The organism is Streptomyces sp. NBC_00207, from assembly GCF_045160965.1.
Lineage (GTDB): Bacteria > Actinomycetota > Actinomycetes > Streptomycetales > Streptomycetaceae > Streptomyces.
This window is the reverse complement of sequence record NZ_CP130715.1, coordinates 7,819,293-7,842,761: the sequence shown is the minus strand read 5'-3', so window position 1 is coordinate 7,842,761 and position 23,469 is coordinate 7,819,293. Positions and strand designations below refer to the sequence as shown.

Below are 23,469 nucleotides of genomic sequence, written 5' to 3'. Positions count from 1 at the left end.
CGGTACCGGCCGCGGCATGGGCTCAGGATCGGGGAACGGGTTGGGCTCCGGGACCGGCGGCTGCGTCTGCTCTACGTTTCGTCCCATATTGTTCAGTTTCCCGCGATGGCGCCGCGTACGCCCCCCACCGCGGCCCCGCTGCCGGACACATCCGCAGGCCGGCGGCCAGACCCGGGGCAGGGCTGGAGAGCACCGGGAGCGGGCTCGTGGTCAGATCGGCGGCCCCGGCCATGGAGGCCTGGGCCAGCACGATGACGTCCGCGCCGGTGACGGCATCGGCGGCCGCGGCCACGCGGGCGAGGTAACCGTCCGTGTCCCCCGCCTCGAAGCACTCCCAGGCCCCGGCGACCAGATGCGGACGGACGGACACGCGCCGCCCGCCCGCCCCCGCCTCATCGGCCAGCAGCTCCGCGGTCGGGGCGAGCGTCGACTCCAGGGCGGCCAGAACGGCGATCCGCGCGCCCGTGCGCACGGCCGCGGCCGCCATCGGCCGGTCCACCCGCAGCACGGGGACGCCGAGCTCCGGAGCCAGCGACTCCGCGGTCGCCCCGATGGTCGAGCAGGTGACGAGGACGGGCGCGGGCCCCGAGGCCGCCAGCACCGCGCGCAGGGCCGGAGCCACGGCCGGGGGCCCTTCGGCGCGGGCCCGTTCCAGCAGCTCCGGCTCCACCAGGTGGCGCAGTACGGCTTCCGGGTGGTGCCGGTCCCGCAGCGCGTCGAAGACCGGGACGTGCACGGGCGAGGTGTGCAGCAGAACCAGGTCCGGCGGCGTCACCAGAGGTCGGAGTCCGAGTCGAGCTGGGCCTTGGCCGCCGCCACGACCTCGGCGGCCGGCTCGGGCGCCTGGTCGGGGTGTTTGGCGGCCCAGCTCGCCGCGTACGGGCAGAGCGGCACCACGGGCACGCCCTCGGCGGCGGCGATCCCGTAGAAAGTCTTCACCAGCCCTCCGGCGATGCCCCGGCCCTCATGGCCCGGCTCGACGACGGTGTGCACCGCCACCAGGGCGTGGGGCGCCTCGGCGAGCACGAAGTAGGCGATGAACCCGACCACCGCCCCGCCCTCGACGGCGAGCAGCCGCCCGGCCTTCCGCTCGTCCCGGAACTCGATCGGCGCGTTCTGGCTCTCCGGCATGGTCCCCGACTCCCGTCAGACAGCCACCGCGTGGGGGCTGCGCTCCTGATCCGTACCCGGCACCGGGGCGGAGGGGTCCGCGCCCAGCTCTACGATCCGATTGTCGCCGTCCACGTGCACGACGCGGGGCTTGAGCGCCCGCGCCTCCGCGTCCTCGACCTGTGCGTAGCTGATGAGGATGACCAGGTCTCCGGGGTGCACGAGATGGGCCGCGGCCCCGTTGATCCCGATGACCCCGGACCCGCGCTCGCCCTCGATGACGTAGGTCTCCAGCCGGGCACCGTTGGTGATGTCCACGATGTGGACCATCTCCCCGGGCAGCAGATCCGCCGCGTCCAGCAGATCGGCGTCGATGGTCACGGAACCGACGTAGTGCAGGTCGGCCTGGGTGACGGTGGCCCGGTGGATCTTGGACTTGAACATGGTGCGCAGCATTCTGAGCTCCTAGAAGACGGCTCCCTGCCTGCTTTCTGCAGGTCAAGGGCGCTCAGCACTCTACACCGGCACGCGTCAAATCGAAGATGGCCAGGAACATCGATCCCCTCTGCCGAGAAGGCCCCTCGCCTGTACTTCCGCGCGAACCAGGCTGTTGTGACGCCGCCGACCAGGCGTCGAATCGGACAGCCACTTCGGGATGGTGGTGGAACCGATGCTGACCAGATCCCGCCTTCCCTGACGGAGCGTCATCACCGTTGCCCAGGCCTTCCTCACTCTGCGGCGGCTCGACCGAGAAACACACACGTCGGCCTGACCATCTACCAGGTCCTGGACGCCATCCAGGACCCACCGCCGACACGGCTCGCGGGTGGAATGTCACTGGTCGACGTCGAGGGTCCCCTCCCGTGCCTCCTGAACGCATTGTTCTCCGGCCCAGACGCGCTCAGGCCCTCCCGCCAAAGTGATCCAGGCCGTGCCGACCTCGGTGCCGCACAGCTCACACGTCTCCCGAAGGACCGGGGCAACGCACCAACGCCATTCGTTCGACGCCTTGAGCAAGGTCGTCAGCCCCGTGTGCCGCCAGCGCTTTGCCCGGTCCAGCTCGGCCCAGGTCAAGGGCATGTCGACCGTCCGGCCCGCCTCGGCAAGGATCTGGTGCTCGTCCAGGTCCCACCGTCCCGCGTCGGTCACTTCGGCCGGCACTCCGTCTTCGAGCCGGACCATTCCGCCGTTCGGCAAGTCCTGCCAGCCCTCGCGCACTCCGGTCATTTCACTCTCCGAAGGTGCCCTGGAGCTGGAGGACCGGCATCGGCGGCGGCACGTCGTCTCGTTGATGGGGCACGAACGTCTGCAGGGCACCGGCCGCGCCTTGGGTCTGCGACGGCAGGTCGGCGAGGATGCGAACCCCGGGCAGGGCTGCCCTCGTGTTCCAGAGGTTCGAGTAACAGCTCGGGCAGATGGGAGCCGTCACGCCGAGATAGAGCCGACCCGTGGAATCGCGGCTCGTGCTGATCAGAGTGTGGCCGAACAGCTTGAACTCCGCATCGGCGTCGCGTACGAACGTCGCTCCCGGCACAATGCGCGCCGGCAGCGGGCGCAGCACGTCCGATACCGCGTCCGGCGCGGGCGCGTCGACGCGTCCCTGCGGCGTCTCGATCGCGGTGAAGCCCTTGCCGCCCTTGTCACGGCCGCTCCGTGTCGTGGCTGAGGAGGGCTGGCCGTTCAGCTCCCCTTGGACCGTCGCCTGAACGCCCTTCGTCTCGTGGTCCGCCGCGTGCTGCCGGGCGCCCTGCAGACCGGCGCGGTCCGCTGCCTGACGCTCCGCGTTCTGGGCGAAGGGCCCGCCCAGTCGGCGGCCCGCCCATTCCCCGGCCCGCTCCAGGCGCTCCACCCCACGCCGTACCCAGGCCCCGGCCGCCCGAGCGGCCACGACGGGCCGGGAGGTCGAGCCGGTCACGCGGTAGGCCGCCCGGCTCGCCCACTGAACGGCCGCCCTGCTGGCGACCCACGCGCCGATCCGCGCCCCGATCCCGGTCCGGGCGAGGATCTGCCCGGCTCCGGCGAAGATCCCGCCGAACGCCGCCCCAAGCCCCGCCGAGACGAGCAGGTTGCGCGCCGTGATCGGCTGGTCGCCGGCGAACGCCTCGGCGGCCTCCCCGGCCGCACCGGCGAACGCGCCCGCCACGATTCCGGCGCCGACCGGACCCAGCGCACCCGCCGTCAGCGCCGTGACCGCTGCGCCGACGACGACCGCCGCCGCGATACCGAAGATCTTCGCCCAGCTCATCGTCCCTTCCGGGTCGACCATGACGACCGGATTGTTGCGCGCATAGGCGTAGACGTTGACTCCGTCGAGCAGCCCTGCCGGGTCGCAGCTCGTCCAACGCCCCAGCCAGGGCGCGTAGCGGCGCGCCCCGGCCATCACCAGTCCGCTGGCCTCGTCTCTCTCCTTGCCGAGGAAGCGGTAGCGCTTGGAGCCGACCTCGACGGCCCCGCGTACGGACTGGAACGAGGTGCTGCCGAACGGGTAGTACTCCTCGTACGAGATCACTTGCGCCGAGTGGTCGAGCTCGAGCACTGCCGAGCCGATCAGGTTGTCGTGCTGGTACCGCAACCGCGGACTCGGGTCGCCGACGGGTGCGCCGCCGTCGACCGTCAGCGTCTCGATCAGCGCCACCCGCTGGTCGCCGTTCATCAGGTGCAGCGTCTCGTACTCGCGGTCGAGACCGCCGCCGGTACTCCGCCGGAACAGCTCGAAGGGACCGAGGTAGATCCGTTCTTCGACCAGGCCCGCTCCCTTTTCCCAGACCGTCCGCAGGCGCTGCCCCTGGCCGTCGTAGACGGAGTAGGCCCGCCCGCCTCCGCCGCGGTCGACGACGCGCATCTGATCGCGCGCGTTACAGCGCAGCTCGGCGACGTGCGGCATGGCGGTCATGTTGCCGTTGGTGTCGTAGCCGTACCGGCCGGTGACACCTCCGACCGTCGTACTCGTCAACCGGTTGGTGGTCGCAGAGGCGTTCGGCTCGTCGTAGGCGTAGGTGCGGTTCCAGCTGCCGCCGACCGCCTGGTGGAGGAGACCGAGGATGTTGCCGACCGCGTCGTACGTGTAAGCCTCCTCGTAACGGCGCACCGCCTGGCCGTCGTTCGGGTGCGGCCGGCCGAGACGCGTCCCGTCGTCGAACTCCGGTGGCGGCGCCCCGGCGCTCGCGTGCTCGCGGCCCCGGGCGGATGCCAGCCGATAGAGCGCGTCGTAGGTGAAGGCGGTGTCGCCGGCGACGACCTGGTTGTTGAAGTAGACCGTCTGCTGGGCCAGATCCCGGATCGAGGTGACGTTCCCGACCGGGTCGTAGGTGTACCGCAGGTCCTGGAGCGTGTCGGCGCCGTTCGCCCGTGCCGTGAGGACCCGGGTCAGGCGCGCATTGGCCGGATCGTGTTCGTAGCGGGTGACCGCCCCGTTCCCGAAGGCGATCCGTGTCCGGTTGCCGCGCTCGTCGTAGTCGATGTCGGTGACGGCACGCAGGTCGGCGGTCGCCGGGTCCAGCAAGCGCGTCGGGGCCTCGGCGCGCCGGAGCCAGACGTCGAGCCGGTCTGGCAGTCCCGCCTCGTTGTAGCCGGGCTGGATCACGCTCGGGCGCACCCCGCCGCCGTGCGGTGTGACGAGCATGACCGGCCGGTTGAGCGCGTCATAGGCTCGCATCGTGACGAACTGCTCGGCCTGGAGCGGAACCTGGCCGGTCCAGTCGAGTTCCTGGCGGTACTCACGGGCCAGTTGGCGGGTCGAGCGGACCAGGTTTCCCTTGAAGTCGAATTCCTCGTTGGTCTGCAGCCCGGCGCCGTCACGGATCACGTGGACCTGGCCGCGCCGGTTCCGCTCCGCGCTGCCGGGGCTCGATTCTCCGTAGACGAACTCCTCGGCCAGCGCTTCGACGCCGCCGGGCTGCCGGACGAAGAGCCGCCGCTGCCGCCGCAGTTCGTCATAGTCGCTCCGCGTCCGAAAACCCCGTCCGTCCCAGGTTCGCAGTGCGTTGCCGCGCACATCGGTGAGGTGCCAGCGCTCGCCTGCGTCGGCGCTCGACTGCCGGAGCGTGGTCCCCAGAAGGTCGTAGACGCGCCGCACGGTCGGCCGTCCGAGCGCGTCGACGACGACCCGGACGCGACCCTGGACGTCGATCTCCTGGCGCGTCGCCGCCAGGCCCTGCGGCCCGTTGTCCGCGACCACGACGACCTCGCGTCCGAGCGGGTCGAGATGGCTGACGGTCGGGGTGGCGGCGTGGGCGGCGGCGAGCTCCGCGGCCCGTGCCTCCTCCGCTCCGAGCGCGTTCCCCTGCCGCGCCCGGTGCCAGGTCGGGAGGTAGTCGGCCGGGTCGACCGACCGCAGCGCGGGACCCACATCGGGATCCGTGGCCGGGTCGAGGAGCACGCAGTCGTTCTCGTCCCACGCCTCTTCCCGCCACGGCGCCCAGACCACCTTCTTCAGCCGGTGGTCGGCCGTGGCGGTCCCGACCTTGCGGTCGAGCGGATCGTAGAGAAGGGTCGTGGCCGGTCCGTCCGGGCGCCACTCGAAGGCGGAGGTGGCGCTGAAGAACGGCTCGTACTGCCGGACCGCGAGCCCCTTGTTGTTGTAGACCGTCGTGCCCGTTCCGACCCACCGCTCGGACACGTCCGTGCCGTCGACCGTCCCCGGTTCGGCCTGGACCTTGTGCTGTACTTCCCGCCCGAGCCCGTCCAGGTAGACGAACGTGTCCTGCCACCGCGGGGTGCCGGGCCCGTGACGCTCACGGGCCAGCGTCCGCACCGCGGCCGGCCGGCCGTGGTCGAGCCACTCCATGAAGCGGTACTCGACGCGCGTGGTCGGATCGTCGAGGGTGTCCCCCCGACGGGCCGGGTCCGGCTCGTTCTCCTTCCCCATCACCGCCGTGGCGGTGATCATCCCGAGCTCGTCGAACCTCACCGCGCTCCGGTTGCCGTTCGGATCGACGGCCACTGCCGGCTTCAGGACCCGGTAGTCATGGACGGCGTGCCGCTCGTTGCCGACGGGATCGGCGGATCCGGTCGGGAGCATGCGGTAGACGTCGTAAGTGAAGCGGGTCAGGTTCCCGAACGGATCGGTCCCGGCCTGGACCTGCCAGAAGCACCGGGCAGCCGCGAGCGCGTCCTGCGGAACCGGATCGGGCGGGTTCGCACCGACCGGGGCGTAGTAGACCCGCCCGGAGGGGACCCACCAGTGGCCGTCGCCGTCGAGGTCGCGGTAGCCGCCCTCGTCGCGCAGCGCGGTCGTGAGGGCGTCGGGCTCGATGAGGCCCCGGTAGACGTCGAGCAGGCCGGGGGTCAGTGCGAGCACGGCCGTCTCGGCGACCAGCCCGAGCCGGTCGATCGCGCCGGGCGCCAGCAGCCCCGTCAGGTCTTCCCGCCAATGGCGTACGCGCATCCGGCTGATGAGCCGCCGCTGGGCGATCGTCGGTGTCGCCGGCGTTTCGTAGGGGATCGGGGCCGCGGCGTCGATCAGCGCCGCGAGTCCCTCGACGGTGAAGGGCCGGCCGTCGGGTGGCTCGACCCCGCTGACCTCCTCGGTGCTCGTGTCGACCAGCACCGCCGCCCGGTACCAGTCCTGCTCCTCCCGGGCGTTGACCCAGTGGTTGCGCGTCACGGTGGTCCACGTCCGCTGCTGCTCGGGTTGCCGGTCCGGCCCCGGCCGGCGCGCATAGCTGACCTCGGCCACGCGCGTCGGGTTGCCGATCTCATCGACCTCAAGGGTGAGCCTGTGCTGGACGCGTGGATCGGAGGCGGTCCGTTCGCCGTGCAGCGTCAGCGTCTCCGCTTCCCAGACCGAGAACACGGCTTCGTGATCGCCGTCGTGGGGCTGTTCCCTCCGTAGTCGGTAGGCGTGCGTCGTGACGAGATAGGGTTCGGCGGCCTGGTCGGAGGCGTCGTCGGCGAAGATCTTCACACGGAGGGGCCGGCCCTTCAGGGCCCGGTCGAACTCCCGGGCTTCCGGGGCCCGGAGCACGGTCGGGTCCGGGCCGGGGCCGGGGCCGGGGACCAGGCGCGGGCTCGGCAGCGTCGGCGCGGCCGGGTCGTCATGGCGGAACTCGGCGCCGAAGGCCGTGGCCACAGCACGATCAGCCAGGTCGGCGCCCATGTGGTACCACGTCTTGGTGTGCGTCGGCGGCGTCCCGGCGAGGAGCCCGGCGGCAGGGGCGAGTGCGTCGAACGCCTCGGCGTCCCACTGCTCGACCATGCCGAAGCCGCGGAACTGGCGCTCCTCGCCGTCGAAGTAGCCGTGGTGGTACGCGTGGCGGGTCGTCAGCCGAGACCGGCTGATCGCGTCCGTCGCCTCCACTCGGGAGACGCAGTGGACGGGAAAGGGGAGCCTCGTCGCCCATGGCCTCCCTGCTGCCTTGTCGGCCAGGTGGAACACCGTCGAGGAGGTGTACTCGATCCGCGTCTCGCCGCCCATGTTGTTCCGGACCAGGTTCAGCAGGTGGGGCTTCTGTCCGCTCGTCAGATCGACGTAGCGCCAGGCGCGACCGGCGTCGCCGGCGAGCGGCGAGGACCAGACCAGGCAGGCCGTGCCCGTGCCCAGCAGGTCGAGCACCGAGACGGTGGCGACGTCGTCGACGGCCGGGAAGGCGGCCAGGCGCTGCGGCTCCGCCCAGCTGTTGCCCGACTGGTTGGCGTAGATGACGGGGCCGTCGGCGTGGAGATAGACGAGGTCCGTCCCGCCCGAGCCGTCGATGTCGGCCAGTCGGAGGCGGTCGGGATCGAACAGGTCCGGTGCATCGAACCACGGGGCCCTGCCCATGGTCACCGCGGGGCCGAACCGGCCGTGACCGAGATTCGGCCAGTAGCGGACCTCGCCGTTGCGGACGCGGACGAGATCGGTCAACCCGTCGCCACTCATGTCGGCGAGGAAGACCGACCGCGTCCCGTCGTTGAAGACGAGGCGCGGGCCCCGCTCCTCGTCGGCTGCGGCCGCGACCCGTCGCCCCGCCTCGAAACCGCGCTCCCCGAGCGACGGATGCCAGACGAGTGCGTCCCCCTCGGTGATGAGGACGTCGCTGAGGCCGTCGCCGTCGAGGTCGACGAACCGCAGATTCGGGTCGCCCCAGGACAGGTTCGGCAGCGAATCGAACGGCCGGAAGGGCGCCCAGCCGCCTTCGTCGGTCCGCTCCGCGAAGCCGGCCGGTGACGCACCGAGCTGGACGAGATCGAGCCGGCCGTCCCCGCCGAGGTCGAGCAGCGCTTGACGGCCGTGCGCGATCCGGGCGGTGGAGGGCCGGGACGATACGACTTCCAGCGGCCCGAGCCGTCCCCCGCCCAGGTTGCGCTTGTAGTGCCAACCGCCGTCCTGCTCCATCAGGACACCGGCCAGCCCCTCCCCGTCGAGGTCGACCCAGCGCGCGGCCCCGCCGTCCAGTCCCGCGGGCAGGTTCTCCTGGCCGACGGGGTCGAGATCGTGAACCGTCTCGTCGATGTGCCCCGTGCTGTAGGCGAGGTCGAGCGGCGGCAGCGAGGAGCGCCGGTAGCCCCTCGCACCGTCCCGGATGTAGCCGGACCTGCGGACGGCCGTCAGTTTCGACAGCAACGGGCTGTCGTCGTACGTGAGATCCGTCGAGCGGACGAGACAGGACGCGCCGACCGCTTCCTCCGGAAAGTGGTGGAAGACCAGGACCCGCTGAAGGCGCCGGCAGGTGCGGACCTCGAACCCTGCGCGGTAGGTCGAGAACGGATCGCTCCGCACCGGCCAGGGAGCGGCGTCCTGCGGCGTCGGCGCCTGCGGGTCGTGCTCGCCGTAGTCGAACACGACCTCGAAGTGCCAGTCGTCCACCTCATCGAGGTTCTCGCCCGGTTCGACCGGCCGGTGGTTGCCGTACCGGATCCGCTTCGGATAGCGGCCCGCGCTCAGGCCGAGGGCGGTCCGGTTCCGCTCCTCCGGGCGGCCCGGATCGACTCCCAGGCCGTCCTCCGCCCGGTACTGGTAGTGGATGGCATTGCCCTTGCCGTCATAGGAGGCACAGACGAGCCAGCTGAAAACGCGGCGCGCCGGATCGGCCGGGTCGGCGATCCGCGACTCCGCGGAGCGGCCGTAGAGCGTCGTCAGGTTGTCGTGGCTGATCGTCCGCCAGTGCGTCTCGCCCGTTTGCCGGTTGCTCCAGCGCTCGATGCGGATGAACGCGCCCTCGACCCGCGGCCGGTAGCGCCGGACGAGCCAGACGGACCCGTCGCTCAGGGTTCGCTCGTCGCCGTGGCGTCGCCAGTCCCCGGCGGCCGGTACCAGGACGGGCAGCAGTTCGTCGTGCTCGGCCAGGACGAACCGGTCGGCCTCGGTCCCGGTGTCATATGTGGGAACGCCGCGTTCGGTCATCCGGGTGATCGCCGGCAGTCCGAGGCTCCAGCCGGCTCCAGACGGACCGTTGCCCGTGCCCGAGTCGTAGGTCAGCGCCAAGGCCGGGCCGAAGCCCCCGCGCCCCGGTGTCGTCTCGACCGGGATCGACAGGCCCGCCGTCCCGGCCACGGGATTGGAGCGGAAGCTCTCACCCAGTCCGCGGATCGCGCCGCCGCCCTTGGGCAGCGAGAGGTTCGGCATGCCCGGGACGGCCGGAAGGGCGCCGGTGGCGCCCCCGTCGACCGTCGGGAGCGCCCCTTGCGCGGCGGCGGACTGCCGCGTACCGGGACCAGAACCGTCTCGCTCGCCACTCATCACGCGCAGCCGCCCCTGGCTCGAACCCGCCTGCTCACGGCCCCTTTGCTACCACGCCCGGTACGGGCCGGTCCGCCGATCACCCGCCGCATCACCCGAACGGTGCCATGCCCCGTCACAGGGCGAACAGTTCGCTCGTGGCGGTCAGCACGTGCGGCGCGCCCGAGGGGCCGGCGGGGCGGGCGCGGACCATGCCGCCGGCCACCAGGACCCGCCCGTCGGCCAGGGTGACCGCCGCGAAGTCGGAACGGCCCACGGCCATCCCGGGCACCGGCGTCCAGCGCTGCACCTCCGGGTCGTACCGTGCGGCGCTGCGGAAGCCCGCGTCGCCGAGGTGGTCGTTGGTACCGCCCAGCACCAGCACCTCCCCCGTCGGCAGCAGCACGGCGCGGTGCTGGGACCGGCCGCACGGCATGTCCGCCTCACGGGTCCACAGACCGGTCGGCGGGTCCCAGCGCTCCGCCGCCGCCCGGCTGTAGGGGCTCAGACGGCCGTTCTCGGCGGCCCAGCCGTCGGCTCCGCCCGTGGCCAGGACGGACCCGTCGGCCAGTACGGTCAGCTGGTGGCCGCTGCGCGGAGCGGCGAGGCCGCCCGTGGGCGTCCACTTGCCCGCGGCCGGGTCGAAGCATTCGCCGTACGCCAGCGACGTCCCGCCGCGCGCGTCGGTACGGGTGGCCACCCAGCCGCCGGCGACCAGAACCCGTCCGTCCGGGAGCGGCACCGCGGGGTGGAAGGAACGGGCGTCGGTCATCGCGCCGGCCGGCGTCCACGCCGGTCCCGCCGGGTCGAACAACTCCGCCGAGAACAGGCACCGTTGCGAGCCGGCCGAACGCCGGACCGCACCGCCGGCCACCAGCACCCGCCCGTCCGCCAGCAGGGTCGCCGAATGGCCGCAGCGCGCCTCGCCCAGTTCGCCCGCCGGGCTCCAGTCCCCGGACTCCGGATCGTAGACCTCGGCGGTGGCCAGGGGCCGTACCGGAAAGGTGTTGGGGCCGGCATGGCCGCCGGCGACCAGGACCCGGCCGTCCGCGAGCAGGGTCGTGGAGTGCATCCGCCGGGCGGTGGCCATCGGCCGCCCCTGCGACCAGGCGCCGTCGCGGGGGTCGAACAGCGCGGTGCCGGCCTCGGCGGTGAGCGTCCCGTCCGCCCCGCCGGTGATGAGGACCCGCCCGTCCGCCAGTTGCACGGCGCCGCTCGCCGCCCCGAAGAGGTTGCGTTCCCAGGGGAGCGGCCCGGCTGCCTCCCAGCGCCCCGTGGCGCCTCGGTCGTCCGTCACGGGCTGAACACCTCCACGGTGGCGGCCGGCAGGTGGGCGCCGAGCACGGGGGCCGCGGGGCCGCTGCGGGCCAGCCCCCCGACCGCGAGCACGCGGCCGTCGGCAAGCAGGACCGCCCCGAAGGCCCAGCGGCCGGTACGCATCGGTGCCGCCACGGACCAGGCCCGAGCGCCCGGGTCGTAGCGCAGCGCAGCGGCGTAGCCGATGTCCTGGCAGGCGGCGTCGAAGCCGCCGCAGACCAGCACTTCGCCCGTGCCGAGGAGCAGTGCCCGGTGGTGGCCGCGGCCCGACGGCAGAGGCGGTTCCGGGCGCCACTCCTCGGCCACCGGGTCGTAGCGCTCGACGCCGGCCAGGCTGTGCGGGTCGTAGCGCGCGTCGTCGGCCACTCGGGGGCCGGAGCCGCCCAGTGTCAGGACCGTGCCGTCGGCGAGGAGCAGGCTCTGGTGGCCGCAACGGGCTTCGTGGAGTGCCGCGGTGGGGGTCCAGAGGCCGGTCTGCGGGTCGTGGATCTCGCACAGGCCGAGCTCCCGCGCCCGGCTGCGGCCGGTGTCGGTGAGGCCGCCGGCCACGAGGACCCGGCCGTCGCTCAGCAGGACGGCCTGGTGGTGCCAGCGGGCGTCGCCCATCTCCCGGGCCGGGGTCCAGGTGCCGGTGGCCGGGTCGTACAGCTCGGCGGTGGCGAGGGCGCGCGGGGAAACGGCGTCGCGGTGCCGCTCGCCGCCCGCGACCAGCACCCTGCCGTCCGGCAGGCGGGTCGCCGTGTGGCTGTGGCGGGGTTCGTGGAGTGCGCCGGTGAGGGTCCAGCTGCCGGTGGCCGGGTCGTAGAGCTCGGCGGTGGCCACGGCGCGGGGCGGGTAGGCCTGCGTTCCGGTGATGCCGCCCGCCGCGAGGACCCGGCCGTCGGCGAGCAGGGTGAGGCTGTGCATCCGCCGGGCCTGGCGGAGCGGGGCCGCCACGGTCCACCGGGTCTCGGCCGGATCGAAGAGGGCCGTGCCGTCGAGGGCCTGCAGGGCCGGTCCCGCGCCACCGGCGAGGAGCACGCCGCCGTCCGGCAGCAGTACCGGGCAGTCCTGCTGCCCGTGCAGCATGACCAGCGGGAAGGGCAGCTCGCCGGCCGCCGTCCACCGCCCCGAGGGCGCGGTCCGCGCGACCGGCGGGGCGCCTGCCGGGCCGGTCGCTTCGCCACCGGCCGCGAGCGTGGTGCGCATGGGTGCTCTCTCCTTCACCTCCGGCCGGCTACGGCGCGTAGATCTCCGCGGTGGCGGTGACCTGGTCCTCACCGGGCAGCGGGGCCGCCGGGCCGGACTCGTCCAGTCCTCCCATGACGAGCACCCTGCCGTCGGCGAGGCCGATCGCGGCGGGTGCCCAGCGGCCCCGCAGCATGGGGAACTCCGCCGACCAGCTGCCGGCGGCGACGTCGTAGAGCGTGGCGTTCTGGTAGCCGACGGACATCGAGGCGTCGTCCGTACCGCCGAGGACGAGGACGTCGCCGGAGGCCAGTCGTACGGCCCGGTGGTGGCTGCGGCCCCAGGGCATCTCCGCCACGGCGCTCCAGCGGTCCGCCACCGGGTCGTAACGTTCGGTGGTCCACTGGCTGTACGGGTCGTAGGTCCAGTCCGAGTCCTTGAAGCCCGCCATGTCGCCGCCGGTGACCAGGACTCCGCCGCCCGGGAGCAGGGTCGCCTGGTGGCTCTTGCGGCCGGTGGCCAGGCCGGCGGCGGGCACCCAGCGGTCTCCCTCCGGCTCGTACAGCTCGCAGTAGGCGAGAGCGGTGTAGCTGCCGCGCCCCACGGCGAGGATTCCGCCGACCATCAGGATCCGGCCGTCGTCCAGGCGTACGGCGGGATGCCCGAAGCGGGCGTCGGTCATCGGGCGGACCGGTGTCCAGCTGCCGGTGGCCGGGTCGTACGCCTCGGCCGATCTCAGGGTGCGGTGGGAGTCGGCCGAGCGGACGGAGGCGCCGCCGGCGACCAGGACCCTGCCGTCGGGCAGCAGGGTCGCCGAATGCGAGAAGCGCGGCTCGGCCAGCGGCCCCGTGGCGGACCAGGTGCCGGTGGCCGGGTCGTACACCTCGCACGAGCCGAGGCCGGTGGCCGGGACGGGACCCGGCGCCTCGCCGAGACCTCCGGCGACCAGGACCCGCCCGTCGGCCAGCCGGGTGGTGCTGTGCAGGCGGCGGCCGGTCCACAGGGCCCCGGAGGAGGTCCACGTTCCCGCTGCCGGATCGAACAGCGCGGTCACATCGGTCGGGACCCGCCGCCCGTCCTCTCCGCCCGTGATGAGCACCCGGCCGTCGGTCAGCAGAACGGCCGCGTCCGCCGGTTGCGCCCAGAAGCCGGCGAACGGCATCTCCCCGGCCCGGGACCAGCGGCCGGGTGCCGCCTGCCCGGCCGCGTCCGCGGTCCGGGCGGCGAAGCGCCCCGCGCGCCGGTGCGGGTCCGCGATCACGAGGTGACCGCCTGGCCCGTGGCGGGCCCCACCGCGTACTGCCACACCAGCAGCAGATCCGCGAAGGCGTCCGGGTTGAGCCTGCCGTCGCGGAGCAGTTCGGGGGCGAGCGCCGCGATCGCGTCGGCGGGTACGGTGACCAGCCACTCCTGGTCGGTCTCGGTCACCTTTCCGTGTACTCCGTCCACGCCGGCCCGCGGCTGGCCCGCCAGGGCAGGATCCGCGGTCAGCGTCAGGTCGCCGTGTGCGCCGCCCGGCCCGCTCAGCCGCACGGTCAGCGCTCCACCGCCCGGGTAGCAGTCCCTGAAGCGAGTGGAGGAGCCGGGCGCGCGGTCGGTGGACAGGAGCAGGATCAGCTCGGGCCGTTGGAGTTCGGTGGTCCGGTCGTGGAAGAGGTACGGGAAGTGCCGCTTGGCGAGGCGGAAGGAGAGCGTGGCCGGGGCGCCCGCGGGGGCGGCCAGGAACCGGCTCCACTGGTCGGGGAACTCGCGGCGTGCGCTGAAGTACCGGTACAGGCCCGTGCCGCCGCCCGCGTGCAGCCACGATCCGAGTGCCCGGTGCAGTTCCGCGACGGCCGCCGAGGCCAGGGTGGCCCCGCCGTCCCTGGCCGTGTACCGCATCTGGATGACGACGTCGCTGATGGTCGCGTAGTCGAACTGGCGGAAGGAGTCCGGCAGCGACAGCTGCCACTGCCCGATGGCGCCCGCGCCCTCGAACGGCAGGAACCGGTCGTCGCGCAGCGTGCCCTCGAAGAGCCCGGCGTCGTCCTGTCCGGTGCTGGTCACCACCGACTGCACGGGGCCGATGTGGTCCCGGAAGCGGATGTCCCCGGGCTGGCGGGCGTGCTTGCCGCCGTTGAGCCTCGATTCGAGCCGCACGCTGCTCCGCAGCAGGGTGGCGGTGAGGTTCACCCCCGTGTACGGGCCCGCCACGCACGGCACGGTGAAGCTGACCTGCTTCAGCCGGCGCATGTAGTGCCCGGGCGTGTCGAGGTCGAAGAGGGCCTCGGGGAGGGAGACGTACGCCCTGCCGGTCTCCTTCAGGCTCTGCAGCGCGCCGGGATCCAGTTGGGCGAGCGAGATCCGCTTGGTCAGCTCCAGCTCGCGGGCGTTGGCCTCGTAGTAGGCCGCGTCCATCCGGTGCAGATCGGTGATCAGGCGCTCCCCGGCGAGCAGTCCCTTGTGCAGGCTGTCCCAATAGCCGAAGGAGATGAAGTCGGTCTCGTCGGTGCCCAGTTCGTGGCGGAGGGCGCGCTCGGCCCGCTTCGCGACGTCGTAGGCGAGCTGGTAGGCCTGGAAGTAGCTGGTGCCGAGCTGGCCCGCCATCCAGTCGTACAGCTCCTGGTTGGTGTACTTGCCGCGCAGCAGCACGTCGGCGTCACGGGAGTTGGTCATGAGCCTGACGTGGCTCTCCACCTCCTTCTCCGCGGCGCTCTGGTGCGACTTCGCGGCCTTGATCTGGGCGGTGAACTGCTTGACCTCGTCCGCGGCCAGCTTCTTCTGGAACTTCCACTCCTCCAGTCGGTGGTCGTAGCCGCCGACCGTGGCGGACTGCTGCGCCTGGGAGGCATCGGCGCTCAGGTAGCCGATGATGCCGTGGGCCATGCCGATCATGGCGTCGGAGAGGTTGTTGCCGCCGAAGGTGACGCCCACCGAGGTCGGGGCGCCGATCTTGAGCTCGGGGATCAGGGACAGGTAGCTGGCGAGGGTGTTGATGGTGGCGGAGACCTTCTGGAGCTCGACGGACTGCTTGCTCAGTTCGGCGGCCGTCTTCTCCTTGGCGTTCATCCGGTGCTTGGCCTTGCCCTCGTAGTACTTCTCCTTGTCCTTGGCGATGACCCGGGACGCCTCCAGCGCCTTGACGGACTTCTTGGCCTCATCCACCTGCACCTTGCGGACCTTGAGCGCGGCGTCGAGGGCGGCGTACTCGTGGGTGGACCGCAGGCGCGCGAGCTCCTCCGCGTCGCGCTTCTCCAGTGCCGCGAGCAGCTCGCCGCCGAAGCTCTGGACCTGCTGGGCGAACTCCTTGGCCTTGGCGAGCACGGTGGCGAACCGGTAGTGCGGGACGGGGGCGTTCATGTCCGACAGGACGGTCGACAGGTCGAGGCCGGAGGATGCCGCGCGGGCGAGCAGCGCCGGGTCGATCTCCGCCCCGAACAGGGGCGTCTGCCGGGCGACGCCCTCGATGTTCTGGCCGTGGCGGATCTTGTAGAGGCGGTCGTCGACGGTGTCCCAGTACCCGAGGAGCTTCTCGTTGCGCGGGATGCCGAAGTAGTCCAGCCAGCGGACGCCGACGCCGGGGGCGATGGCCGGGGGCGCGTGCCGCGGGGCGGGGATCAGGTTCTCGGTGGCGGCGACCGCGGCGGCGGGCGGCTGTGCGTTCAGCTGCCGGAAGCTGAGGACGGGCGCGGGGGCCCGCCCGGTCACCTCCTCCGGCCGCCGGCCGAGGAGTTCGGCGGCGAGGATGTACAGCTGGGTGGCCTCGTTGACCGACTCCAGGGTCTCCTGGCGGAACAGCTGGTCACCCCAGGCGATGAGGTTGTCGAGGTACTTCATCACCACGGCCTTCTGGTAGGCGGTGGTCCGCAGCCGCGCGACGATGTCCGGCTGGAAGGGGTGCCGCAGCCAGGCGTCCACCTTCGCGGCCTCCTTCGTGTTCCCTTCCGCGAGCCGTCGCAGGATCTCCTCGATGCGCTGCCCCTGGTAGCCGTCCGGGTCGTCGGGGTCGATAGAGGTCTCGTAGAAGGGCTTGGTCCGCCAGAACCGCTGGGGCCCGGTCGCGGGGGTCCGGTCGGTGGGGTCGAAGATCCGGTGGAACCACTGCTGGGCCTCGGCGAAGCGCTGGTTGACGGAGAGGCGGCCGGCCATGAGCAGGGGGGCGTGGAAGAAGAGCTCCCAGTTGTAGACGGCGTAGGGCTTCTCGGCCTCGAAGTCGACGTCCTCCGTGGGGTAGTGGGGGCCGAGCGCGCGCTCCGGGTCGGGTGAGTAGCGCTCCTCGAAGCTCTCGGTCGTGCCGGTCGGTGTGAACCGATCGGGACGGAGCTGGAGCTCGCGGTCGAAGAGTCCGGACAGACCGAAGAGGCCCAGCTGCGCCTTGAAGACCTCGGTGTACGGGTGGTAAAAGGCCGAGAACTCCTGGCGGTAGTAGTTGTCGTTCCGCCAGTCCGGGGTCACCAGATAGGACCGTTCGCTGTCCGTGAAGAACAGGATGTCCCGCTGCCATGTCCTGGGGTAGGCCTGATGGGGCGTCACCACGCGGAAGGGGAGGGACAGCGGGGTCCGCGTCAGGATCGCGCGGGCGTCGTGCAGGCAGAACTGCCGGCCGAACTCCCCGCCGATCTGGTTCTCCACCCAGCAGTTGTTGACGACCTTCTGGCCGGGCGGTGGAATGAAGTACTGGTACTGGCTGGCCCCTTCGACGGCGGTCTGACCGCCGGGGTCGGTCGGGGAAGGCTCGTTGGTCTCGACGCGGACGGCGGAGAATCCCATCGGCTCGGCGAGCATGGTGCCACGGCGCCTGCTCAGCCGGAACCTGCCCCACACGGTCGAGGAGTGGGAGTTGTGGGTGGTTGTGTTCGACAGGTCGAAGAGTCGGCCGTAGTTGCACCAGACCACCGGTTCACGGCTGTAGAAGTCCGACCCCGGCACGAACAGGTACGGTGCTTTCTCCGCCGGGTCGAAGTGGTCCGAGAAACGCTGGTCGGGCTCCCATCCCGCCGGAAGTACGGGGTTGGTGTCGAGCGTCTCGCCCGAGACCCGCTTCGTGGTCCACTGCCCGTTGCGGAACTCGCTCCAGTTGAGCTGGATCTTCCAGTACCTCGGACTGGGGACGATCTTGTTCGCCCCGGTGCCGTCGGGCAGCGCAGTGATCTCCTGGGCCTCGCCCGCGGGGATGAAGGTCGGCCAGAACGCGTACAGCTGCCTGTCCCACATCCCGAGCGACAGGCACTCGCCGTCGATGTCGAGGTTGACCTTCTGCCACGGGGTCCAGTAGAGCCGGTTGACCCACGTGCGGAAGTAGTGCGTCCGGGGCGCCGATTCCGTGCGGGCGAGCACGTAGACCGTTTCACCGCTGAAGTCCGTCGGCGGATCGTCGAGGTCGTAGTCGACGTACACCCCGCTCGGCTGGAGCCGTGCGACGGCCGACAGCTCTTCGAGGTAGCCCAGCAGCGCCCCGCGTGCCGTCTCGTCGTTCAGGTCCTTCTGCGTCAGGTCTGTTTCCAGCTGCCCGAAGAACGCCGACTTGTCGGCCCGCAGCTCCGGCTCGAAGTAGTTCTCCGGGTACAGGAAGATCTTCTGGTTGGCCTCCCACAGCCGGTACTGCTTCATCCACTCCCACTGCTCCCACAGCTCGGAGTCGGAGGTGGTGACCCGCGGTTCCAGGTTCAGCAGGCAGCGCTGGACGAAGAGCTGGATGCTGTACGCGGCCTGCGCGATGCGGGTGGTCTGCTGGCCGGCGCCCATCTCCACGTCCAGCAGGAAGTGGTCGTGCAGACCGTTGGCGTCCCGCCACAGCGGGGTGCCGCCTTCGAGGGCCGGATGTGCCACCAGGTACGCCACCAGGGCGGCGCGCCGGCGCTCGCGCAGGGCGTCCTGCACGGGACCGGCGACCGCGGGCCAGTCGGTGGCGGAGTGCCGGGCCCGGACGGCGCCCCAGGCGGCCTGGGCGGCCTCGGGGGTGAACTCGGCGCGCAGCCACAGGTTGGCGCGCTCGGCGGACACCCCGAGGCGGCGGTACATCGCCACGCCGCGCCGGATCCTGTCGAGGTTGGCCAGGCCGGCGAAGCGCTCCGCGATGTTGATCTGGTAGTTGCGGGCCACCATGACGACGTCGAGGAAGGGCCATCCGGTGCGGCGGCTCAGCTCCCTGATGATCTGGCTGTCGTAGCTTCCGGGGGTGGTGGCGAGTACGAAGACCGCCTCCAGGGTCGCGATCCCGCCGGGCACGGCCTCGCGCAGCCTGGCCAGCGCGATCAGCGCGGACAGCCGCAGTACGGGTACGTGCGAGGGCGCGGTCGGCGGGGCGGCGGGCAGCGAGCCGAGGTCGAGCCACTGGCCGACGGCCGCGTACCGGAAGACGAACGGCAGATCCTCGGCCGTGAAGCGCAGGGCCTTGAGGACCAGGGCGACCCGGTGGACGAGTTCGAGTGCGGTGAACTGGGGCCCGAATCCGCCCCGGCTGATCACGACCGTGGGATCGCTGCCGGTGAACGCCGTCGTCAGGAACTCCTCGAACACCGGCTTGCCCGCGGCGCCCGGCAGCCACGTGCCCAGCAGGGCTTCGGCGAGGGCCGGGTCGAGACCGGCCGACTGGCCGATCTGCTGGACGACCGCGGCCTTGCTGAGGGTGAGGCGCAGATGGGGGACGAGCCGCTCCAGTACGAGACGGAAGCGGTCGGCGGGGATGACGTCCGGCGCGTCGAACAGGGGGCCGGTGTCGGCCGCGACGAGGAAGGTGTTGCCGGGCTCCGGCGCCGCCTCTTGGGCGGTGACGAGGCCGTCGACGGCGGCCACGAGGGCGGAGTCGGCCCCGGGCGCCTGCTTCAGCAGCCCTGCCTCGGCCTCGCTCAGGTATCCGCGCGAACGCAGCGCGTGGCCGGTCACGTCGTGGAAGACCTTCCCGGACAGCGTGGCGGGGACGGCGTACCCGGCGGGCAGGGCCGCGAGGGGCGCCGAGAACACCGGGATGCGCAGGGCCTTCATCCGGCCGGTGACGAACCGGCGCGGCGCTTGGTACAGCTCCTCGACCGCGGTGCGGTAGGCGGCGCCCTCCGGGCCGGCGGAGAGGGCGAGCAGCTGCTGCTTCTGAGCGTCGTTCATCGGTCCGGTGAACGACAGCCGCCCGCGCTCCGGCCCCTCCACCGGCTCGAAGCGCACGGGCAGACCGGGGGGCAGGGTGACTCCGGCCGGCAGCGCTGCGAGCGGCGCCGCGTATCCGGCCGTGCCCGCGAGGGTGGACACCGCTTCCTGGACCAGCGCCGCGTCCCAGCCCATGAGGGCGAGGTTCCGGCGGGTGAGTTCGCCCCGCTCGTCGGTGGTCCCCTGGGTCTGCTGGCGGACGGCCTGGAGAGCGGTGCGCAGGGAGGTGAGCGCTGTTGCGAGGGCGGTGTCGTCCGGGACGAGGCCGTCGCGTTGGGATGGGCGGGCGTCGAGGACCGTCTCGATCGCGGCGGCGCCGAAGCCGGCTCCGGAGAAGGCCTCCATCAGGTCGAGGAAGCGGCCGAGGACGCCCATCTCGGAGGCGGCGGGAAGCAGCGGCGGACCGGCCGCGGCTTCCGCGCCCGGGGCCCGCACCGGGGCGCCGCCGGCCAGTTCCGACTGGGCGGACGTGACCGCAGAGGCCGAGGCGGCCAGATGGGACCAGGGGTTGGAGCTGCTACGGAGGGCGATCCTCAGCAGATCGGCCATCGGCAGGGAGAGGGCGCGGGCCAGGGTCACCGCACAGCTGAGGACCGTCAGGTTGACCAGGCTGAGGGACTTGTTCCGCAGGGGCGTGTCGGGCCCGGTCACCAGGTCGGCCAGCTCGGCGTCGGTGACCTGGAGCGCGGCGAGCAGGGCGGCCGAGACGCCCGGCGTCTCCAGGCTGCCGATGACCTTCAGCTCGCTGCGGTCGGCGTTGAGTTCGAAGGGGTTGGGGGCGCCCTGCTGCGGACTGACCACGGCGGGGTCGAGGAACATCCGGTCGTACAGCGGGGGTTGTTTGTCCGAGGGGTAGTGGTGGGTGTCCAGCGGCCGGCAGAAGCCGAGGACCCGGTCCACCGGCAGGTCCAGCCTGCCGCTCATGGAACGGACCGCGGCGATGGAGCGCAGGGTGAGCGCGTCGAGACGGCCGTCGTTGTTGGATCCGTGGATCAGGCGGTCGAGTTCCCGCGCGTCGACGCCCAGGACGTGCTGGAGGCGGACGAAGCGGTGCAGCCGGTCCAGGACGGCGGCGTCGAGGCCGGAGAGCGTCATCTTCGCGGTGTTGTTCGGGAACCTCGCGTCGGGGACGAACCGCACCACGCCGCCCGGGTTGACGAAGCGGGTCTCCAGCACGGCCGCGAGCCCGGTGAAGCGCAGTCCGGCGGTGTCCAGGAGCGTGCGGACGTTGGCCATGAAGCCCGTCAGCGCCTGATCGGTGGTCGCGGCGGGCCGCCCGTAGAACTCGGCGAGCGTGCGCGGCGGAGTGAGCGTCTCGCCGGCGATGATCTGCTGCGACACCTTGGAGAGGCCGAGCCGGGCGGCCGTCAGCAGCCGGTCGAAGTCGGTGGGGTGGGTCGTGTCGTAGCAGAGGTCGAGGATCAGGGACTCCCGGGTGACCCCCAGGTGGCCGAGGTAGTTGGTGGTCTGCTCGCCCCACAGGTCGAAGGGCAGCTGCCAGGGGTGGACGGCGTTGCGCAGCTTGTCGTACGCACCGGTGTTGACGTGCTGGGGCTGTACGCGCAGTTCGTCCGGGCCGCCGCGGCTCTGGCGCTCGCCGGCCGGGACCGCCGTCTCCGGGGAGACGGCGGATTCCAGGACCTCGTTGACGAGGTCCACGTACGGGATGGCGAACTCGGTGTTCTCCTTGCTGAGTTCGACGTCCCACAGGTCCGGCCGACGGGCGTGGAGCACCTCGGCGACCGGGCCGCACTTGGATTCTCCGGTCTGGGCGCCCCCGCCGAGCCTGCGCAGGTAGTACAGCAGGTCCACGAGGTACGCCGCCTGGCCGTACACCGAGCGGCTCTCCTCGACCGGCGCATAGTCGGCCGAGCCGAAGAGTTCCTCCCAGTCGGGGATCTGCGCGGTCTGGGGCTGGATCGCGGGCAGCCAGGGCACGTCGAACTGTCCTGCGGTACGCAGATCGGCGACGAGGTTGACGGCCTCGGCGTGCACCTGGGTGGCCCGCGCGTGGATGGCGAAGGCCTCGGCCTCGTCGACGTCGCCGGACACCTTGCGGACGAAGTCGGAGCGTCCGATGCCTGCGACGGCGTAGGAGGAGTGGAAGCCGTTGTCCCGCAGGGCCTGCATGGCCTCGAAGCGGGGGGCGATTTTGAACGTCCGCTGGATCGAGGCCAGTTCGCGGCGCACCTCCGCGTCCGGGACCGTGGCGGCGTCGACCGGGGTGGCCGTCAGGTCGAAGTCGGGGTTGGCCGCCAGGAAGCGGGTGGCGGGGGCCTCGGTGTGCTGCGGGTGAGCGGCCAGCCGGAAGGCGAGGTGGGCGGTGGGGTAGGCCTGGGCCACCCGGGTCCTGATGTCCTCGGCGTAGGCCCGTACGGCGTGCTCGTCCTCGTCCCCCTCGAACGCGTTCCGCGTCGTCTCCCCGGAGGTCGCCGCGACCGGGCCGGCGGGCCGGGGCCGTACCGGGTCGGGGTCCGAGCCGGTACGGGGGCCGGGCTCCGGTACGCCGCCCGTCTCGGCGACCAGTTCGGCCCAGCGGCCGTCCAGGCGGACGAGGTCCCGACGGTGCGTGAACTCCCCCATGTCGAAGCGCGCCAGCAGGGAGGTGACCAGCGCCGGGTTGTCACGGGTGAGCCGACCGAGCTCCAGGGCCAGGTCCAGGTCCAGCCGATCGGCGTGCCCGTCGAGCTCGCCGGCCATGCTCTCGGGTGCGCCGGTGCGGTCCAGGTGGGCGGTGTACAGCCGGGCGCGGACCTCAGGTTCGGGAACCGCCGCGGCGAAGATGCGCGCCAGGGCGGAGGGGACCACTCCGTCCAGATGGGCGGGATCGGCCGCCGCGGCCTGGAGTTCCCGGGCGCGCAGGGTCGCCATGAACTCCACCGCTCCGTCCGGCGAGGAGATGGCCCCGGCCTCGGCCGCGGCGACCAGCGCAGCCGTCACTTCCGAGGTGGGCCGCTGGGCCAGGGCGGCCAGATCGGCGGGCAGGCCGCGGGTGAGCAGCCCGAAGAACCGATCGGCCGACAGCCCGGTTCGCTGTTCGTGTCCCGCGGCCAGGGCGGCGTGTTCGATGTCCTGCGCGGTGTGGCCAGTGGCGCGGGAGAGGTAGGCGAGGTCGTGGTCCTCCGCGATCTCGGCGAACCGCACCCCGTCGAGGTGCGCGCCGACGGCGGTGAGCAAGGCCTCGTAGCGGCACGGTCCGCTGCCCGGCAGCCGCAGGTCGACATCCTCTCCGGCCTCGGCGACGGACCGCACGGTATGGACCGTCTCCCCCTCCAGGGCGGCGCCGACCACCAGTTCCGCGGCGGTGTCCGGCAGCGGGCAATCCAGGCGGTACGCGCCCCGGTCATCGGTGTGCGCCTCCCCCACTGGTTCCGTGGCGCGCAGCCGTCTCGCCGACACCGTGACAGCGGCACCCGCGACGGGTGTGCCGTCTTCGCGGAGCACTCGGCCCTGGATGGTCACGGAACGGGGGACGACTGCACTGGTCATGGCTTCACCTGGTGACGTGGGTTCTTCGCCTGTGAGCTGGGGTATTTCGCTGGGGAGCATAGCGACGGCTCACCCCACATCCTCGCATTCCGGCCTTAAACCCCCTATGCGGCTGAATTGGGCAGCCTGCCGCAACCGGGCCGGGCGAGCGGGAGACCGCTCGAAAAGCGGCGCTTCCCGAGCGGCCGCCTCCGACAGCAGCGGCCAGACCGACCAGATCCCGGCCCAGCCCGGCCCGGTGGACAGGTGGCGGGGTCTGCGGCAGCAACGCCGCAATGCCGTGACTTACGGGCCCGGACACCACACCACGGTCCTCGTCGAGGCCGTCGAACACGAGCACCAGACGCCGGCCACGGGCCGCACTCGCGGCGGCCGCCGGGCCGGGGCCGCCCACAGCGCTCGCGTCGGAGAGCCTTCGGACCGTGCAGGCGACCGCCGGCCCGCCCCCACTGCCTCGCCCGGAGGTCAGCATCGATGGAACAGCGTCCGGCAACCCGAGGTTGCGGCGATGGAAGGCGCCGGGCTCTGGCCGAGGCGGAGACGGGGGCCGCCGGGAGACGGCGCAGGCCCTGCTGTCGGTGTCCCGGGGAGGGACACCGACGGCAGGGCCGGCGCTGGGGAGGGGGCGG

9 protein-coding genes are annotated in these 23,469 nt (G+C 72.3%); all 9 read right to left on the bottom strand.

Features of this window, described 5'->3' with window-relative positions; genetic code table 11:
* Positions 1 to 22 precede the first annotated feature (22 nt).
* The gene (locus OG472_RS36200; protein ID WP_401606443.1) at positions 23 to 760 is read right to left on the bottom strand and encodes an aspartate/glutamate racemase family protein; all 738 of its coding nucleotides are present in this window, start codon (positions 758 to 760) and stop codon (positions 23 to 25) included.
* Between the two features lie 11 nt (positions 761 to 771).
* On the bottom strand, positions 772 to 1,131 hold the full coding sequence (locus OG472_RS36195) for a GNAT family N-acetyltransferase (protein ID WP_405833137.1): 360 nt from the start codon (positions 1,129 to 1,131) through the stop codon (positions 772 to 774).
* 15 nt (positions 1,132 to 1,146) lie between these two features.
* Positions 1,147 to 1,566 carry an aspartate 1-decarboxylase gene (gene panD / locus OG472_RS36190; RefSeq protein WP_401605557.1) on the bottom strand — a complete coding sequence of 140 codons (420 nt, stop codon included), beginning with the start codon at positions 1,564 to 1,566 and terminating at the stop codon, positions 1,147 to 1,149.
* 378 nt (positions 1,567 to 1,944) lie between these two features.
* The gene (locus OG472_RS36185) at positions 1,945 to 2,337 is read right to left on the bottom strand and encodes a hypothetical protein (RefSeq protein ID WP_405942488.1); all 393 of its coding nucleotides are present in this window, start codon (positions 2,335 to 2,337) and stop codon (positions 1,945 to 1,947) included.
* A gap of 1 nt (position 2,338) precedes the next feature.
* A complete protein-coding gene (locus OG472_RS36180) occupies positions 2,339 to 9,769 on the bottom strand; it encodes a SpvB/TcaC N-terminal domain-containing protein (RefSeq protein WP_405942487.1) in 7,431 nt (2,476 codons plus the stop codon).
* A 115-nt stretch (positions 9,770 to 9,884) separates the two neighbouring features.
* Entirely contained in the window at positions 9,885 to 11,045 is a 1,161-nt protein-coding gene (locus tag OG472_RS36175) for a kelch repeat-containing protein (RefSeq protein WP_405942486.1), read from the bottom strand.
* The gene (locus OG472_RS36170) at positions 11,042 to 12,253 is read right to left on the bottom strand and encodes a Kelch repeat-containing protein (RefSeq protein WP_405942485.1); all 1,212 of its coding nucleotides are present in this window, start codon (positions 12,251 to 12,253) and stop codon (positions 11,042 to 11,044) included. Before OG472_RS36170 ends, OG472_RS36175 begins: the two co-directional genes overlap by 4 nt.
* A gap of 28 nt (positions 12,254 to 12,281) precedes the next feature.
* Positions 12,282 to 13,493, bottom strand: a complete 1,212-nt coding sequence (locus OG472_RS36165) for a Kelch repeat-containing protein (RefSeq protein WP_401605546.1) — start codon at positions 13,491 to 13,493, stop codon at positions 12,282 to 12,284.
* A complete protein-coding gene (locus OG472_RS36160) occupies positions 13,490 to 22,840 on the bottom strand; it encodes a neuraminidase-like domain-containing protein (RefSeq protein ID WP_405942484.1) in 9,351 nt (3,116 codons plus the stop codon). The genes OG472_RS36165 and OG472_RS36160 overlap by 4 nt, the downstream gene beginning before the upstream one ends.
* Positions 22,841 to 23,469: the final 629 nt, after the last annotated feature.

Coding starts and splice junctions, on each gene's coding strand:
- OG472_RS36185 (WP_405942488.1), bottom strand. CDS start 2,337: ATGACCGGAGTGCGCGAGGGCTGGCAGGACTTGCCGAACGGCGGAATG.
- OG472_RS36170 (WP_405942485.1), bottom strand. CDS start 12,253: ATGCGCACCACGCTCGCGGCCGGTGGCGAAGCGACCGGCCCGGCAGGC.
- panD (WP_401605557.1), bottom strand. CDS start 1,566: ATGCTGCGCACCATGTTCAAGTCCAAGATCCACCGGGCCACCGTCACC.
- OG472_RS36160 (WP_405942484.1), bottom strand. CDS start 22,840: ATGACCAGTGCAGTCGTCCCCCGTTCCGTGACCATCCAGGGCCGAGTG.
- OG472_RS36195 (WP_405833137.1), bottom strand. CDS start 1,131: ATGCCGGAGAGCCAGAACGCGCCGATCGAGTTCCGGGACGAGCGGAAG.
- OG472_RS36180 (WP_405942487.1), bottom strand. CDS start 9,769: ATGAGTGGCGAGCGAGACGGTTCTGGTCCCGGTACGCGGCAGTCCGCC.